This window comes from Marinobacter sp. 3-2 (genome assembly GCF_003751355.1).
Taxonomy (GTDB): domain Bacteria; phylum Pseudomonadota; class Gammaproteobacteria; order Pseudomonadales; family Oleiphilaceae; genus Marinobacter; species Marinobacter adhaerens.
In genome coordinates this window covers 802,844-819,209 of sequence record NZ_RJUQ01000011.1, presented here as the reverse complement: position 1 = coordinate 819,209, position 16,366 = coordinate 802,844, and the positions used below count along the sequence as shown (strand labels likewise).

Below are 16,366 nucleotides of genomic sequence, written 5' to 3'. Positions count from 1 at the left end.
ACGGTGCGATCTGGAGCCGGAGTTACTCCTTTGGTGCGTCGGGCGACGGCAGCAAACTGGACTACACTTCCAATTACTCCTTTGGCGAGAAGGAATTCACTCAATGACCAGGCGCGGTGCCAGCTACACCCTGTGGGTTGCCATCGCACTTGGCATCGCTCCGGCTGTGGTTACTGGCCACATTTCTCCTTTTTCCATGTTTGACGAGCGCTTTGGGCTTGAGGTTGAAAGCCTGATGTTCCTTCCCCCAGAGCTCTGCCTTGTCGTTTTCGTTGTTGGAATCGCGGCGTGCGTTGTTCTGCGACGCTTTGTCCTGATGCCACTGCTTTTGCCCTGGTTGGCGCTGGTCTTTTTCCCTCCTGAGAAGCTGGCTGAACCGTTTCCAAGCGCCTGGGATGCCCAGGAGAGGCTCTACGAAAATGAAAAGCTCGCCAGAGAAAGTGCTGAGCTACCGGACCTGGACTCACTCCGAAGCAGGATTGGTGACATAGATCATACGGACACGGGGCTGTTCCGTTTCGAGCGCGCCGAACTACTGAGCGAGTTGGACCAGCTTTCAGAACGGAGTGGTGCCTGGGACACGAACGTCAGCCAGCGGGCTGCCAAGATTGCTGTTCAGATAACGGCATTGAGGCTGAAGATCGCTCAGGCTAACTCGCACCTGAGTATGATTGATAAGTCGCTGCGTGATCTGGCCATAGTCTCGCGTTTCAGCCTTGGACTGGCGAACAAGGTGTTGGGGGAGAAGCTCAGGCAAGGGCGAAACAAGGTTATCCGTCACCGTAATGCCCTGGAAACCACTCGCCGGGCATTGAGAGTGGAGCTGACATCGATCCAAACAGCACGATCGGATACTGAGCAGGCTCTGACACAGCTGCGGGACCTTGATGCACGAATCAGCACCTATCTCTGGGCAAGTGATGCTTACAGAGCCTGGCAGATTTCCATGACTTACAAACTGCTGTGTCTGGCAGTGTTGGTGGCTCTGCTCTGGGTCTTTCCTATGGGATCTACGGTTTACCTGTCGCTTCTGGGTGTTTCGCTGTTCGCCGCAGTGTTTTATTCAGAAGGCGCCCTGGGCTACAGGCTCTGGTTGATTGTTCAGTTCTTGATGCTTTGCTTCGCGCTGCGCATTGCGCGCTTGTTGGTACGGGAGAATTTCCCGTTGCTTCGCAGGCAGTCGGGACCTTTTCTATTGCAGACTTGCCGCAAAACACTGGTCTTCTACCTGCCGTTCCTGACGTTGCTGGCGCTTGGCCTGGCAGCCTCCCGGCAGGTTGATCGATGGGTCGATAACCAACTTTACAGTCTGGAATTCATGGCGGACTCCGACCCGAAAGCAAACCGGAGGCAGAACATCGATCGTGCGATCAGCGCCTATTTCGATGATCAGGAAGAGGCCGCTTTCAGAATGCTTGATGACCTCGACGCGAGGGCAAAATCGTCCCCGAAAGCCGTGGCTGCCGCAATGATGTCGTTCTATGAGCAAGAGGTGCCCAAGACCTTGCCTGATGTAGAGCCAGAAATGGCACCACCGGGTTGTAGTGGTTTCCTGCCCTGGGTTTTCCAGACGGCGTCATGCGCAGAAACGTCGGTCAAGGAACCGCTGAACGAGGCCTATGCTGAAAAGCGCGAGTCACAGCGCCAGAGCCTTGATCGCGCAACGCAGGGCTATGCGGAGCTTGCCACAAGCGGTGCCGGCAACCTTGTTGATGTTGCCCGCGAGGATTTGAGTGCGACTTTCCATGATATGGAAACGGCCATAAAGACGCAGTTGAGCGTGATCTACGCTGTTGTTGATATCTATTCTTGGGTTTCATGGTTCGTGTTGATCCTCGTTGTCATCAAGAGTCTGATGTACATTTTTGCGCGGGTATTTTTTGGAGCGAAGGTTGATGGCGAGCGTGTGATTCAGTTTGAGCCACAGTCAGAGCCCGGACAGTCCGGCGGGGTGCGAGAGGTGTCAGACCGTCTCGATCTCACGCCAGATATGGGAGAGCTGATATACGTTAGCAAACGCTATGATTTCGCCAATGCGCCGCCTGATGAGGTGACTCCGCAGGCCCAAAAGGCCTTCTTCTCCCGCTTCTTGCGCGGGGCCTGGCACATGAACCGGGTATGGACAGGCGCCCGCGTTGGCGGGGCAGCACCATATCGTCGGTTACCCGCCGATGAACGGATTGTGGTCTGGACCCTCAAGCCAGGTGATGCTGTGATCTTTTCCTGGAGGCAGTTCGTGGGGATGAGTGAGCGTATCGGTCTTCGCACCCGGTATAGCTGGCAGCTGGCCTCTTTAATATTCGGGCGGATGTTTTATGTGGTTGCTTTTGTACCCTCTGATGCCGTGGGCGATGGCACCCTGTTGCTTTCTGCCCGCGGCAGTGACGGCACAGATGGCGAGGAGACTCCCAGCAACAGTCCGGACCAGCTGCTCGCATGGCAGACCACCACCCGATTCGGGATGCATGCCAATTTGAGTTTCCGGAACGTTTACCGCAGCGGCGTCCAGATCCGTGCACTCAACAAAGATCTGGCTGTCATGCATTCCAACGTGCAGCGTCAGCGATCAGGGGCCGCACGGTTTCTGACTTGTTTTCTCCTGCCGGTATAACGGGGTAGCCGCCATGAGGAGTGCTCTAACCGCGATCGGATTCATACTGGTGGCGGTCGTTTTTTACATACTCTGGACCAACCTGAGCGCGCGCATTATCGCGATTGAGTCTGATACTGGCAGTTATATCTATAGCGAATCGGATAGTGCCGAAGTGATCGACCGGTCGGTTCAAGGCCCGGACATGGGCGCGTTGAATGCCAGGCTGGCTAACCTGGAGGCGTTGCAGAAGCAAAATGCAGACGCAATAAAAAGTCTGTCTGAACGCCTCGACCGTTTCGAGGCTGCCAACTGCCGCGGTGACGACTGTGGTCGCAGAATGCTGATTCGGGAAACGGTTTTGTTTGCCCTCAATGACAGTACGCTCAGTGAGCAGGCCAAAGACCGGATTAATCGTCTCATGGAAGGCGTCAAGGAAGGCGCTCTCATCTCGCTCAGGGGGCAAGCAGACGCCGTAGGGGATGAAACCTACAATTACCTGCTTTCGCTACGCCGTGCAGCGGCGGTTAAGCAATATCTCGATACTCTGCTGGCGGAGTTGGGGCAAACTGGTGATCTTCTTATTACGATTGATGGCACAGGGGAGGCCCTTTCGGGAGGATCCGACGAATCCGAAAACCCGGCCCGTCGAATGGTGGAAATCCTGATTTTTGAGTGAGGTGTGTGGGAAAATTGTACAGGTAGTACCTCTTTTGATTCGTTTATTTGCTGGTGGTCAGGGCGAGAATTTGTTTAGACTCGGCAGGTACAGGGAATAAAGTGCGTTGTGAGCTCCATTTTTATGCCGACTCCCTCGGTTGAAGCGAATACGGTATCCCCCCGCGACATGCTCATGCTGCGATTCTCCATCGTGGTGGGTGGCATTCTGATCTCCCTGTTCATGATTGGTGATCTTCAGTTGATCCCGCCGGATCTGGCGAGCGCCTACATAACGAACAGAGCCCTCATTCAGCTTCCGATTCTCGCAGGCCTGCTCGCCTTCACCTTCGTCCCGCAATTTCTTCGCTTTGCCCAGACCGCGTTTTTGGCGACTGTTCTGAGCATTACCTACGCCAATTACTACCTGATCCACGTGGCATGGGAGCAGGCAGCATTCAGCTTTCCTTACGAAGGGACGTTGCTGTACGCCTTCTTCGGTTTCTTTGTTTTTGGAATGAAATTCCATTACGCGCTGACCGCGATGGTGCTCAGTTCTCTGGGCTTTGTCGGCTTGATGCTCATGGATTCCGTTTACGGCGAGCGAACCTGGATGAACGCCGGGTTCGTGGCCGGCTCACTGTTTGTCGGTGTGATCGGCCGGCACAGGATTGATCGACTGCTGGGGCAGCTTCAGGAGGCCAACGAGCAGTTGGTTGGCCTGAGCACCATCGATGAACTGACCGATCTCTTCAATCGCCGGGCATTGATGAGTGAATCCGGGCGTTTGTTTGCCCGGCAGCGGCGCTCCAATCAGAGACTCGCCGTACTTATGATGGATCTTGATCATTTCAAGCAGTTCAACGACCACTACGGCCACCAGCAGGGTGATCAGGCTATTCGACAGCAGGCTGACATCATGAGGCAGGTATTCAAAAGACAGACCGATATCCTCGGGCGATACGGCGGCGAGGAATTCATGGCCGTCATTGAGGGCGAACATGCCGACCGGTTTGAACTTCTTGCTGCAGAGGTTCTGAAACAATGGCAGGACCGCGCGGTTCCAAATGAGGATAGCCCCGATAGCAAGGAACTTAGCTGTTCCATTGGAATCTGTCAGGGCCTGGCCACCGAGTTTGATTCCATCGATGAAATGATTCGAAGGGCCGATGAGGCATTGTACCGCGCGAAAAAACAGGGTCGCGCCAGATACGTAATGGCCTAGTGGACGTCGAGTAGCGATGGATAGCCGCTGGTTACTGATCTTTGCTGATGCGCTCCTGATCCTGCACACGATGCTGGTGGTTTTTGTCATCCTTGGGCTGATGGCAACCTTTGCCGGCTATTTCTGCCAGTGGCGCTGGGTTCGCAATTTCTGGTTCCGTCTCAGCCACCTGATTGTGATTGTTGTAGTGGTTCTGCAATCCTGGCTGGGTGTGCTTTGCCCACTTACGACCTGGGAAATGGCGCTTCGGGCAAAGGCCGGGGAGGCGGGCTATGAGGGATCGTTTATCCAGCACTGGCTGCAGTCCATTCTGTATTACAGTGCGCCGGACTGGGTGTTTATTCTGGCCTACACGGTTTTCGGAGCGCTCGTCCTGGCCAGCTGGTTTGTGGTCAGGCCCGAGCGGTGAAAAACCGGCAGGATTATTTCTTGAAAAATGTCAGGAAAGCGCCGGCTGCAGCCGCGGCCGCCCCGCCGATCAGATACCACATGGTCTGGTCTGTAAAACGCCCCGTGACCGTTTCGGACAACTGGTTCCCCAGTGACTGGGTTGATTGGTAGCCGAAATACAGCAGGCCGACGCCAACCACCAGCAAAACGATACCGACCAGCTTTGAACTTCCCATTGAATTCTCCTTCAGATTGAGGCCGCCATTCAGCGAGCCTTGGATTCAGGGAAGCTTGCCATCCCAGTGCGGGTTTTCCAACAGCTGTTTCAATCGATCGATATTGCTCTTCTCATGATGATTCTGGTTTTCTGGCAATCAGGAAGTAAACGTCTTTTGAGGTTTCAGGCACCCAGCGATAATCAATCTGGAATCCGGCGTACTCCAGATGCCTCTCCAACTGGCAACGGGACAAGAAATTTACATAGGGCGCGAGTCGCAGACCTCGGGCCAGGGACGCAACTGGTTTCAAATAGGGGCAAGTATCTTGAAGGCAGGCGGTGTTGCTGATGAACACTCCGCCAGGTTTCAACATGCTGAAAACCCGTTGTATCGCAACTTCGGGGTGTCGGAGGAGGTGCAGGATGTTCAACCCCAGGATCGCGTCGAACGCTTGCTGCCGATGTTGCATATCCTCAAGTGTGGCAACCACAAAGCGAAGGTTGTCGGCGTCTTTTCCTGCCTTTCGCTCTCGGGCGATGTCTATCATTCGGGAGGAGGCATCGGTTGCCAGGTAGCTGCGTACTCTGGGCGAGTGAATGAGGGCCGTTGATCCCGTACCACAGCCGAACTCCAGAACATCCATTTCCGGATTGAGATATTTCTGGGTGAGGGCGATCTTTCTCAGATAGGCGTTCTGGTCCGGGATGGGACGGCGGGCGTATCGAGCAGCGCTGCGGTTCCAGAAACGGATGGATGAATTCATGAGTTCGTCTCTCAGGGCGGTTGATTTAATTCCGGGAACAGATTCTATCTCTTCACTTCTGTTGGTAGTATCGACAGAAATTTATTGCAGATATGCATATTTGAATGAATTGGCGAACCGTTAACTTCGATTGGAACCGAGCCCGTGCGTTCCTGGTGACAGCCGAGGAAGGATCCCTCTCTGCTGCAGCAAAGGCTCTGGGGGTTTCGCAGCCGACCCTCGGAAGGCAGGTTGCGGCGTTGGAAGAGGAACTTTCTACGGCGCTGTTTGAGCGGGGAGGTCGTGGGCTGGAATTGACTCGGAATGGCCTCGAACTGCTTGCCTATGTCAGAGCGATGGGAGAGGCCGCAAGCAGCCTCTCACTTGCGGCAACGGGTCAGGCGAAGTCCATTGAGGGTGAGATTGCGATTTCGGCATCTGAAATCACTGCCGCTTACATTCTGCCTCCAATTCTTCAAAGGCTTCGGTACCAGTATCCCGGAATACGTATCAACCTTGTTGCCTCCAATGAGGCCAGCGATCTTCGCCGCCGTGCTGCGGACATTGCCATCCGGAACTTTCGACCCACAGAACCCGATCTGATTGCCCGCAAGGTGGGGGAATTCTCGGCGACTCTCTACGCCAGACCCGAAATCCTGGCTGATCTGCCATCGCCGTTGACCGAGGATCTTTGTAAGGCCCCATTCATAGGCTTTCTTTCAAACAATGAGAGATACGTGGGAGCCCTGGCGCAGCGTGGCCTCAAGCTGCGGGAAGAGCAATTCGTTGCCAGGACGGACAGCCATCTGGTGCATTGGCAAATGGCTCGGACGGGTATCGGTATTGGCATGATGCCCGTTGAGTTGGGTGATGCAGAGCCTGAAGTAGAGAGAGTCTTCGAGGATAGGGTTTTTGGCGGCGATGTCTGGCTGGTATCACATCGGGAACTCAGGATGAACCTTCGGGTTCGGACGGTTTTTGATTTTCTGGCCGCTGAGCTTTCCGAGTATTTTGAACCACAAAAATAATCGATTGGGGCGGTTGGCCCTCGTTGGCAGGTTCCCTGATTTCTGCCAACGTCAATCCGGATGTCCTGAACAGATTGAGCCAACCGGCGAGCGTTCGGAAGTACCAGGGAGCCGGATCGCCGAAATCGCCGGGAAGGCCAGCCCAGGTTCCGGGCTTCCAGCCAGTGGCGTATTCTCCTTGATGGAAAAAGGCGACAGGATGGAGAGTCTGGATGACGCACGCACCACCGGGATTGAGAAGTTTGGGCAGGGCCTTGAGAAACGCGGTCACCGACGTGTCTCCCAGCAAGGCAAAGTTGTTCACAACAAGATCAAACGTGCCCAGGTCGGCATTTTCCAGTTGTTCGTAGTTGAGGACCCTGAAGTCTTCCTCTCCCTGTTGCCGGGCATATTCGATCAATTCCGGCACGGCATCTGTTCCGGTGCCTCGGTAGCCAAGGCGCGTTAATTCTCTGATCAACCAGCCCTCGCCACATCCTGCGTCGAGAATTGAGCCACCCGAGGGGGCGTAATCTTCAATCACTCTTAAAACACTGCTGCTGGAGAGGTTCCCCGGCGCTCGAATGCCCGCTTGTTCCACGGCCCTGATCCAGGGCGAGGCATTTGAGTTCCATGCGGTAAGAATCTGTTTTTCGTACTTTGATGTCATGGTTTGGTGAGCCCCGATTGCAGGGTGTTGACGCATTCTCTGATCTCGCGCTCGTTGGCGCTCGCAAATCCCATTACGAGGCCGGTTCTGGAGGAATCTCCCAGAAAGTGCGCGCTCAGCGGTGTACTGCCAAATCCCCTGGCTTTCAACCATTGGCTCAGCGCCAGGTCGTCAAAATCTCCTTCAAGTACCAGGTGCATCCCCGCGCTTTCCGCCACCGGTTGAGCAAGTCCGCCGAGCTTTTTCGTAACCTCGCTCTGGAAGAGTTGCCATTTGTCCCGGTACAGCTGACGCATTCGCCGCAGATGGCGTGTGAACTGACCACTCTCAATGAATTCGGCGATGGTTGCCTGGACAAGAAGAGGGGTCTCTCCACCACTGATCTGCTTGGCCCAGAGCAAGGGGTCGACAACCGCTTCCGGGACCACCAGATAGCCGATGCGCAATGCTGGTAGTAACGTTTTGCTGAAGCTGCCCATGTAGAGCACGGGTGAATTCTCGTACAGGCCTTGAATGGCAGCGAAGGGTTTGTTGTAGAAGTGGAACTCGCTGTCGTAGTCGTCCTCGATGATCCAGCATCCGTTTTGCTGGGCCCATTGCACCAGAGCCATTCGCTGGGAAAGGTCGAGGATGCCGCCCATGGGGTATTGGTGCGTGGGCGTGCAGAACAGGAGCTTGGCCCCGGCAGGTTCAAGGCCCGGCAACGCTTCCACATCCAGGACGTGGTTCCTGAGGGGGATTGGAATCACGGGATTGCCCAACCGGCCCAGCGCGTTCCGGGCGCCCCGGTATCCCGGATTTTCACACAGGATACTGTCGTCCCGTTGCAGGAAAACGTCGGCAATAAGCGAGAGCGCTTGCTGCGCGCCATTGGTGATTATGACTTGGTGTTCTTCGCAGCGAACCCCTCGGGACGTTCTGACGTAAGCGGCGATGGCGCGTCGCAAGGGCTGGAATCCCTGGATGCTGTCATACCCTCTCAGTGTTCGCCGGCTTTCCTGGTGGTGCAGGATCCGGTTCCAGCTGCGGATGGGGAATGCATCCAGGTCTGGCAAGCCCGGCTGGAATGGCAAACTGGCGTCTTCAACAGGCTTCGGCGTTCCCGCTGGAAGTGGCGGCAGCGGTGGCAAATTCATGGAAACGCCACCGGATTTCTCCAGGCCCGGCCCTGAGGGGTTTATCGCTGATTTGATTTCTTCATGGACGAAGATACCCTTGCCCGCTCTGCTTTGAAGAAAGCCCTCCGCCTTGAGCTGCTCATAAACGGCGTTCACCGTATTGCGGCTGATGCCAAGATCCTTCGCCATCTGGCGGCTGGGCGGAAGCTGGCGCCCGGGTGGGTAGCGCTGGTCGAGTATCCGTTCGGACAACCGTTGATACAGCTGATGCTGCAGAGGATGCGCGCTGTCCAAGCGAATATCATCAATCACATCAACTGGTCCTATCAAAAGTCATAATCTGGATCTTTCGATGGTATCAGAAGTGCCTTTCAATAGAAGTACATTTTGTGAAGTGCAAGACCGGAAAGGAGCTTCTGATGACAACGACTGATTTGGCCGGGCCCAGCGCCTCCCCGCTGACTTCTTGTCCACGCAGCAGGGTGCAGAGGGCGGTAAAGCGAGCCAGCTATGACAGGGAAACAGCCTACAGGCTGATTGATCGGCTCAAAACGGCGCATCTAGGATTTGTGGAAGATGGCGAGCCTCGCATCATCCCGATCACTGCCTGGCGACTGGGCGACGACCTCTATGTGCACACGCTCAATGGTGGACGATTGTCCCGGCGTCTGGAATCGGGCGTATTGCTCTGCATTTCCTTCGCCGTGACAAATGAATGGGTGATGACAAAATCGGCGTTCAACCACAGTGCCAACTACGAGTCACTGGTGTTGTATGGCCATGCTGTGCCGGTCACGGACCATGCCGCCTTTGATGCCGCGTTCCGTGCCATCATCAACCAGATCGAGCCGGGGCGGTGGGAGCAGGTAAGGGCGCCGAATGACAAGGAACGAAAGGCAACCGCGCTGTTCCGGATACCGATTGAAGAAGGGGCCTTCAAAAGCCGCACCGGCGATCCGAATGACGATCCGGAGGATCTGGAGTTGCCGGTGTGGCATGGGACCCTGCCTGCCGGGGGCTGATTTTGATAGTGCCCGGCGGTGAGAGCTTTCATAGACTACCTGGCTGAGTGCTACTCTGAGATCAGGAAGAACTGAGTGTTTGTCTCATCAAAAGGTTTCCGATGTCTGAAGATCCCCTGAAAACCCTGTCCGACCTTGCCAGCGATGCCCATGCCCGCATCCAGGCAACCCATCAGCACATCAATCCGGTGGTAGAGGTGCGCCGTGGTATGCGCGATGCCGGTATACCGGCGGATGTGATGACCATTGACTGCCTGCGTACCCGCCGAAGGATTACGCTGATCCTTCACGATGAACAGCCGGGCACTCTTCTGTACCAGTTCGTGACCATTGAAGACGAAGTGGGGAACGACTTTCAGCAGATGGCGCTCAACGACATGACAACCACCAAACTGTTCGAGTGGATTCAGGAGTATTTTGGCTAATTTGCACAGATGCAGGCCCACCCTGAAGTAAACTTGGGGTAACCAATAACAATAGACCGAAAAGGTTTCCCCATATGCCACTATCCCGAAAGTTTCTTTTCGCTCCTTTGCTGGGCATTGCCCTAGTGATGACGGGTTGCGATTCCGGTCCTGATTCTTCCGCAGCCAACAGCGCCGGACACACTGCGCCGACCGCCACGACCGAGCAGGCCAATCGGGATGTGTTGGACCAGCGACCCTTCGATAACCGTGACGATTTCGAGAACGCGCGACGCGGACTGATTGCCCGGGACCCTGAACTGGTCATTGATCATCTGGAAGGCGGTGAAGTCTGGAACATGCCGGCCTACGGATTTATTGACGAGGATGGAGAAAACGCCCCGGCCTCGGTCAATCCAAGCCTCTGGCGCCAGGCTGCCCTCAACAACATTCACGGGTTGTTCAAGGTCACCGACGGGCTCTACCAGATCCGGGGTTACGACCTGGCGAACATGTCGATCATCGAAGGCGAAACCGGGTGGATCCTGGTGGATCCTCTGACCGCCCGGGAGACTGCCAGCAAAGCCTTCCTGTTTGCTCGAGAACATCTGGGCGAAAAGCCGGTGCGAGCGATTCTCTTTACCCACAGCCACATTGATCACTTTGGCGGCGTGCAGGGCATTCTCCAGCACCTTTCGGACGAGGAAAAAGCCAACCTGCGGATTATCGCGCCAGAGGGCTTTGAGGAGGAGGCAACCAGCGAGAACATTATCGCCGGCCCTGCCATGACACGCCGGGCCATGTTCATGTATGGCAAGCGTCTGGATCGAGACGAACGCGGCCATGTTGGCACTGGTCTGGGCAAAGGCCCGGCTTTTGGCATCTTTGGCTTTGCCCCGGCGACGGATCTGATCAGCGAAACCGGTACGGAGCTGGAGGTGGACGGCGTTCCGATGATTTTCCAGATTGTCTCTGGTTCCGAAGCGCCTGCAGAGTTCACCTTCTACCTCCCTGAACAAAAGGCCTTTTGCGGTGCCGAGCTGGTCAGCCGCAATATGCACAACATCTACACCCTGAGGGGCGCGAAGGTTCGGGATGCCCGTCTATGGAGCAGCTTTATCGACGAAGCAAAGACTCTGTTTGCCGACGCCGATATCTACTTCGGCAGCCATCACTGGCCGCTGTGGGGCCAAGAGAATATCCAGGACTTCCTGGCTGTTCAGCGGGATACCTACAAGTTCATTCACGATCAGACGGTGCGTTTGATGAATCAGGGTGCGACGCCCAGGGAGATCGCCGATCAGCTCAAGCTGCCGCCGGAGCTGAATCGGGCGTTCCATAACCAGGGGTACTACGGCACCGTGTCTCACAACGCCAAAGCGGTGTATCAGCACTACCTGGGGTGGTTTACAGCGAACCCGGCTCAGCTAGACCCACTTCCGGAAAGTGATTCGGCCCAGCGTTATGTCCAGATGATGGGTGGCGCTGAAAAGGTTCTGGAAAGAGCCCGCGAGGATTTCGAGGCGGCCTCTGCCATGGGGGCTAGCGAAGGGCGCGACACCTACCGGTGGCTGGCGGAATTGCTCAATCAGGTGGTCTTTGCCGAGCCGGGGAATGACGATGCAAAACAGCTTCTGGCCAACGTCTATGACCAGCTTGGCTATCAGGCGGAATCCGCCCCCTGGCGGGACTTCTACCTGACGGGGGCATACGAGCTGCGCCATGGTTCGCCGGAAGAGGGCATCAAACCGGCGATGATGAGAGAAGTGCTGCTGAACACGCCGGTATCCCTGTTCTTCGACAGCATGGCGGTGCGGCTGAAGGCCGAAGACGCAGAAGGGGAGAGCGCCGTCATCAAGATTACCTTCACGGATCTCAAGGAAAGTTATCTGCTGACTCTGAAACATTCCGTGCTTCACAACCGACTGGTTAATGAGGACACTCCCGCTGACGCCACATTGAATCTGACGCGGTCTTTGTTTGTGGATCTGTTGATCGGCCGTGCGGGGCTGAAGGAACTTCTGTTCAGCGACGAGATCAGCTTTGAGGGAAGCCGGCTCGACCTGATAGGCTTTTTCAGTATGCTGGACAAGCCTCAGGGCCGGTTCAATATCGTTACACCCTGATGAGTACTTTATGAAATCTGTTGCACTTCTCGATGGCGGCCTGGGCCAGGAAATCTACCGCAGGGCCATGAATGTTACGTCACTGCTCTGGTCAGTGGCGGTAATGCGGGAGCAGCCGGACGTTGTTACCGATGTCCATGCTGACTTTATCAGGGCCGGCGCCCGTACCCTGACACTGAACACCTATGCTGCAACGCCCACGCGACTGGCCAGAGAAGGCCTTGGTGACGAGATTGGTGCAATCCATCAACGGGCTTTCGAGGTGTTGGAGCGCGCCATCGCGTTAACGGGTGCCGACGTTGATATCGCCGGCTGCCTGCCGCCCCTGGTCGGAAGCTATCGGAGCCAGCCTGACCGGACGTTCGAGGATCTGAAATCGGAATTCGACATCCTCGTTAAACTGCAGAGTGGGGCGGACGTCTTCCTCATCGAAACCATGACCAACTCGCTGGAGGCGAAAGCCGCCTGTGCTGCCGCCAATGAATCAGGCAAACCCTTCGGAGTGGCTTTCAGACTGGAAGCCGATGGCAAGCTCCGGTCAGGGGAGACCCTCGCTGAGGCTGTTGAAGCGGTGAGGGCGTCAGGGCCAACGGCGATAATGCTCAATTGCTGCGACCCGGAAGTGATTTCGCAGGCAATGCCTGAACTGGCCGGCCTTTACCCCTGCACGGGTGGCTACGCAAACGCGTTCAAAACAGTTGAACCAATGGCCGGCGGAGCGCTGGTGGATGAACTGGAAGCCAGGCAGGACGTGTCACCCGGGGTGTATGGGCTTCAGGTGAAACAGTGGTTGGATGACGGCGCAGGTGTTGTTGGCGGCTGCTGTGAAATCACGCCCGAGCACATCAGCCATCTGGCCGATGTGCTGACAGGCGAGTATAACCTGATACGGTTCTCGGAATTGCCGCGCGCTTAGCCTGCGAGCCGAGGAGTTTTGGCTCTGCGCGCTTCCACAGCACGTCTGGAACGACGTGCCTCGATGTATTGCATTGCATCGTTCCGGATGGGAAGGTGCAAGGCGCCTTCCAGATCATGGCGGTCGTAGCCAAGATCCGAAAGCGTATCATCTTTTTCTTTCAGCAATGACTCTGCCATACGGCGGAATTGCTGGCGTCTGGAATATCCCTCAATCCAGGAGGTGATCGGCTGCATTGCGGAGTGTGCCTGATGCTCTGTGCTCTTCAACATGTCTACGGCCCCGACTGTTGGTGAATGACTTGCAGCAGCTCGTTTGGAGACGTCTTGTAACTCGCCTACGGGTGCCTACAGCCGCTATTCTGGTATTCTCTCTGCCTTCAATCAAACGAAAAGAATTTAAGATCTTGTTCAGTTATGCTTAAGGCAGTTGCCGGCCATAAATCTATCCGTAGGGTCCGCCCATGAACATGCCTCTGCTTGATAACGATGTGCTCCGGAGTTTCGTTGCCATTGCGGAACATGGCACGTTTACCAGTGCCGCCAAAGCCGTTCACCGAACACCTTCCGCCCTGAGCATGCAGATCAAACAGCTTGAGCGGAACCTCGGGAAAACCCTGTTTGTTCGCGAACCCAGGCGTGTCACGTTGACCGCAGAAGGGGAGGTTCTTCTTGATTATGGGCGCCGATTGCTGCGCCTGAATGAAGAGGCCGTGCAGTATTTCGTTTCGCCAACCCTTGAGGGGAAAGTGGGTATTGGCACATCTGACGATGTGGGTACCCGGATTCTGCCGGAAGTTCTGGCAGAATTTGCCAGATCCTATCCCGCCGTGCTGGTGGATGTCGTGGTTGGTTCGAGCAAACAGAATCTCGCTCGCCTGGACGCCGGGGAACTGGATATGACCCTGGTAACTGTGGCCGATGAGGGGCGTATTCCCCGCGGTGAGGTGGTGCACGAGGAACCGCTGGTTTGGGCCGGGCGAGAGGGCTCATCGGCCTATCAGCGTTCCCCGCTCCCGATTGCCATGGCCCATGAGGGATGTGCCTGGCGGCGTATGACCCTTCGGACACTGGACAAAGCGGGTATACCTTACAGGATTGCCTACACCTGTGAGCATTGTTCCGGTCAGGAGGCCGCTATGCTGGCGGATCTCGCCGTGGCCCCGTTTCCGCAAAGCCTGATTCGTCCGCCTCTGAAAGAGGTTGCCGGTGATAGCCTGCCGGAAATCGGCTTCTATCAGCTGGCGTTGGTACGCCGGGGTTCAAATCCCCTTAATGATGCGCTTGCCTCGCATGTCAAAGAGGCGTTCCTCGGTCTACGCTAAACGGTGCTGCAGGTAATAGTATTGCGCATTTCCTCTAGCCGCCCGACTTTGAATCAAGGAAATCATTGATGACAGTTTATTTTGTCCAGGCTTTTATCTACCTGGTGGCAGCAGTCATCGCTGTGCCCCTGGCAAAACGCCTGGGGCTGGGCTCTGTTCTCGGGTATCTCGTGGCCGGTGTGGTTATTGGACCGGTCACGGGGCTGGTAGGGCAGGAAGCCAATACCATTCAGCATTTTGCCGAGTTTGGTGTGGTCATGATGCTATTCCTGGTGGGTATGGAACTCGACCCCAGGGCGCTCTGGGCCATGCGTGTGCGCCTGGTCGGGCTGGGCGGGCTGCAGGTGGTGCTGACGGCGGCTGCAGGCATGGCAGTGGCCGCATGGTTGGGACTGCAGTGGCAGACAGCCATTGCGGTCGGTCTGATCTTTGCTCTGTCGTCCACGGCGATTGTTCTTCAAACCCTCAACGAAAAGGGATTGGTCAAAACCGAAGGTGGTCGCAGTGCTTTCTCTGTCCTGCTGTTTCAGGACATCGCTGTTATTCCGATGCTCGCCCTTATCCCCTTGCTGGCCCTGCCGGAACTCATGGACGCCACAGCAGGTTCCGACGCCCAGCAAGGTCACCTCAGCCTGGTGGATAATCTCTCGGGATGGGCTCATGGGCTGGTTGTGGTGGCGGCCGTTGGTGCCGTGATTGTTGGCGGCCACTATCTGAGCCGGCCCCTGTTTCGTTATGTGGTGCAGTCGGGCTTGCGTGAAGTATTCACCGCCACGGCGCTGATGCTGGTCATCGGGATTGCGGCCCTGATGAGTCTGGTAAATCTGTCCCCGGCGCTTGGGGCCTTCCTGGCTGGTGTCGTTCTGGCTAACAGTGAATTCCGGCATGAGTTGGAAGCGAACATCGAACCGTTCAAGGGACTGTTGCTGGGCCTGTTCTTCATCACCGTTGGCGCGGGCATCAACTTCGATGTGTTGTCCGAGCAATGGAGTACGGTGGTGTCACTTGCGGTTGCGGTGATCGCAGTCAAGGCCGCGATTCTGCTCGGCCTGGCGTTGCTGTTCCGGGTTCATGGCAGTAATGGCTGGCTGTTTACGTTGTCCCTGGCACAGGCCGGTGAGTTTGGCTTTGTGCTTCTGACCTACAGTGTCCAGAACAACGTGATTCCCATGGAAACGTCACAGGTCCTCTCACTGGTGGTGGCGCTGTCGATGTTCCTGACGCCTTTGCTGTTTATCGTGTACGACCGGATTGTCTTACCTCGTTATCGTCGTTCACAAAACGACGAGCGCGAGGCGGATACCATCGATGAACAGGCGCCGGTTATCGTCGCTGGTGTTGGTCGTTTCGGCCAGATTGTCTGCCGGCTATTGCGGGCCAATAATGTTCCCATCGTTGCATTGGACCATGAGATCGAACAGATCGAGAACCTCCGGCAGATCAATATCAAAAGTTTTTTCGGGGATGCGAGTCGCCCGGATTTGCTGGAAACCGCAGGCATCGAACAGGCCCGGCTGCTGGTCGTGGCGATCGACGACCGTGACCGTTCGGTGCAGATGGTGGAGCATGTGAAGCAGTTCTTCCCCGGTGTCTGGGTGCTGGCCCGCGCTTTCGACAGAGGCCACGGATACCGACTGCGCGAGGCCGGGGCCGATGATGTGGTGAGTGAAACCTATCATTCGGCACTTGAACTCGGTGGTCATGCCCTGACCGCCATGGGTGTGCACCCGATGCGTGCCCGTCAGATGACCTGGGCCTTCCTCGACAATGAAAAAGCCCACGAGGATGAGCTGTTCGACGCCTGGAAGGAAATCGAGGAGGGCATCCGGTTCAGCCCCCGCTACGGTGAGTTATTCATGAAGCTGGAAGAAGCACTCAGCAGTGCCATGCAGAGTGATTGGGATGAGCCGAAGCAGGAGGATGTCCCTGTCTGGAGACCGCCTGAACGCTGACATGG

The 16,366-nt window shown here is 56.2% G+C and carries 16 protein-coding genes; 11 read left to right on the top strand and 5 right to left on the bottom strand.

Annotation, left to right across the window (positions count from 1 at the left end; genetic code table 11):
* The first annotated feature begins 103 nt into the window (after positions 1-103).
* The 4 genes from EDB94_RS05565 to EDB94_RS05550 all read left to right on the top strand — a co-directional run bounded on the left by EDB94_RS05565 (position 104) and on the right by EDB94_RS05550 (position 4,881).
* Positions 104-2,611: a hypothetical protein gene (locus EDB94_RS05565; protein ID WP_108017701.1), complete on the top strand. Its 2,508-nt coding sequence runs from the start codon at positions 104-106 to the stop codon at positions 2,609-2,611.
* Between the two features lie 13 nt (positions 2,612-2,624).
* Positions 2,625-3,269 carry an OmpA family protein gene (locus EDB94_RS05560; protein WP_108017700.1) on the top strand — a complete coding sequence of 215 codons (645 nt, stop codon included), beginning with the start codon at positions 2,625-2,627 and terminating at the stop codon, positions 3,267-3,269.
* Between the two features lie 108 nt (positions 3,270-3,377).
* The gene (locus EDB94_RS05555) at positions 3,378-4,472 is read left to right on the top strand and encodes a GGDEF domain-containing protein (RefSeq protein ID WP_146162192.1); all 1,095 of its coding nucleotides are present in this window, start codon (positions 3,378-3,380) and stop codon (positions 4,470-4,472) included.
* Positions 4,473-4,488: 16 nt separating this feature from the next.
* The gene (locus EDB94_RS05550; RefSeq protein ID WP_108017698.1) at positions 4,489-4,881 is read left to right on the top strand and encodes a DUF2784 domain-containing protein; all 393 of its coding nucleotides are present in this window, start codon (positions 4,489-4,491) and stop codon (positions 4,879-4,881) included.
* Positions 4,882-4,894: 13 nt separating this feature from the next.
* On the opposite strand, the gene EDB94_RS05545 is transcribed toward EDB94_RS05550, so the two are convergent.
* Positions 4,895-5,098 carry a DUF3185 family protein gene (locus EDB94_RS05545; protein ID WP_014578027.1) on the bottom strand — a complete coding sequence of 68 codons (204 nt, stop codon included), beginning with the start codon at positions 5,096-5,098 and terminating at the stop codon, positions 4,895-4,897.
* Between the two features lie 112 nt (positions 5,099-5,210).
* On the bottom strand, positions 5,211-5,843 hold the full coding sequence (locus EDB94_RS05540; RefSeq protein ID WP_108017697.1) for a bifunctional 2-polyprenyl-6-hydroxyphenol methylase/3-demethylubiquinol 3-O-methyltransferase UbiG: 633 nt from the start codon (positions 5,841-5,843) through the stop codon (positions 5,211-5,213).
* Between the two features lie 104 nt (positions 5,844-5,947).
* Here EDB94_RS05540 and EDB94_RS05535 point away from each other — a divergent pair, with 104 nt between their 5' ends.
* Complete coding sequence (locus EDB94_RS05535) at positions 5,948-6,850, top strand: LysR family transcriptional regulator (RefSeq protein ID WP_108017696.1); 903 nt, start codon at positions 5,948-5,950, stop codon at positions 6,848-6,850.
* Here EDB94_RS05535 and EDB94_RS05530 read toward each other — a convergent pair.
* Together EDB94_RS05530 and EDB94_RS05525 are read right to left on the bottom strand one after the other, a co-directional pair.
* The gene (locus tag EDB94_RS05530; RefSeq protein WP_181259008.1) at positions 6,771-7,499 is read right to left on the bottom strand and encodes a bifunctional 2-polyprenyl-6-hydroxyphenol methylase/3-demethylubiquinol 3-O-methyltransferase UbiG; all 729 of its coding nucleotides are present in this window, start codon (positions 7,497-7,499) and stop codon (positions 6,771-6,773) included. The two genes, EDB94_RS05535 and EDB94_RS05530, sit on opposite strands and share 80 nt — an antisense overlap.
* Positions 7,496-8,929 (bottom strand): PLP-dependent aminotransferase family protein, encoded by a 1,434-nt coding sequence (locus tag EDB94_RS05525; protein WP_108017694.1) that lies wholly within the window; start codon positions 8,927-8,929, stop codon positions 7,496-7,498. Before EDB94_RS05525 ends, EDB94_RS05530 begins: the two co-directional genes overlap by 4 nt.
* Positions 8,930-9,036: 107 nt before the next feature.
* Between EDB94_RS05525 and EDB94_RS05520 the strand changes: the two genes are divergently transcribed.
* The 4 genes from EDB94_RS05520 (at position 9,037) to EDB94_RS05505 (ending at position 13,085) form a co-directional block, all read left to right on the top strand.
* Complete coding sequence (locus EDB94_RS05520) at positions 9,037-9,639, top strand: pyridoxamine 5'-phosphate oxidase family protein (protein WP_108017693.1); 603 nt, start codon at positions 9,037-9,039, stop codon at positions 9,637-9,639.
* A 101-nt stretch (positions 9,640-9,740) separates the two neighbouring features.
* Positions 9,741-10,064, top strand: a complete 324-nt coding sequence (locus tag EDB94_RS05515) for a hypothetical protein (protein ID WP_062781459.1) — start codon at positions 9,741-9,743, stop codon at positions 10,062-10,064.
* A gap of 74 nt (positions 10,065-10,138) precedes the next feature.
* Complete coding sequence (locus EDB94_RS05510; protein ID WP_108017692.1) at positions 10,139-12,169, top strand: alkyl/aryl-sulfatase; 2,031 nt, start codon at positions 10,139-10,141, stop codon at positions 12,167-12,169.
* A gap of 10 nt (positions 12,170-12,179) precedes the next feature.
* Entirely contained in the window at positions 12,180-13,085 is a 906-nt protein-coding gene (locus EDB94_RS05505; RefSeq protein ID WP_108017691.1) for a homocysteine S-methyltransferase family protein, read from the top strand.
* On the opposite strand, the gene EDB94_RS05500 is transcribed toward EDB94_RS05505, so the two are convergent.
* Positions 13,082-13,357: a hypothetical protein gene (locus EDB94_RS05500; RefSeq protein ID WP_227519286.1), complete on the bottom strand. Its 276-nt coding sequence runs from the start codon at positions 13,355-13,357 to the stop codon at positions 13,082-13,084. The two genes, EDB94_RS05505 and EDB94_RS05500, sit on opposite strands and share 4 nt — an antisense overlap.
* Before the next feature lie 191 nt (positions 13,358-13,548).
* Between EDB94_RS05500 and EDB94_RS05495 the strand changes: the two genes are divergently transcribed.
* Both EDB94_RS05495 and EDB94_RS05490 read left to right on the top strand, forming a co-directional pair.
* A complete protein-coding gene (locus EDB94_RS05495; protein ID WP_008172373.1) occupies positions 13,549-14,409 on the top strand; it encodes a LysR family transcriptional regulator in 861 nt (286 codons plus the stop codon).
* A gap of 68 nt (positions 14,410-14,477) precedes the next feature.
* Complete coding sequence (locus EDB94_RS05490) at positions 14,478-16,361, top strand: monovalent cation:proton antiporter-2 (CPA2) family protein (RefSeq protein WP_108017690.1); 1,884 nt, start codon at positions 14,478-14,480, stop codon at positions 16,359-16,361.
* Positions 16,362-16,366 lie beyond the last annotated feature (5 nt).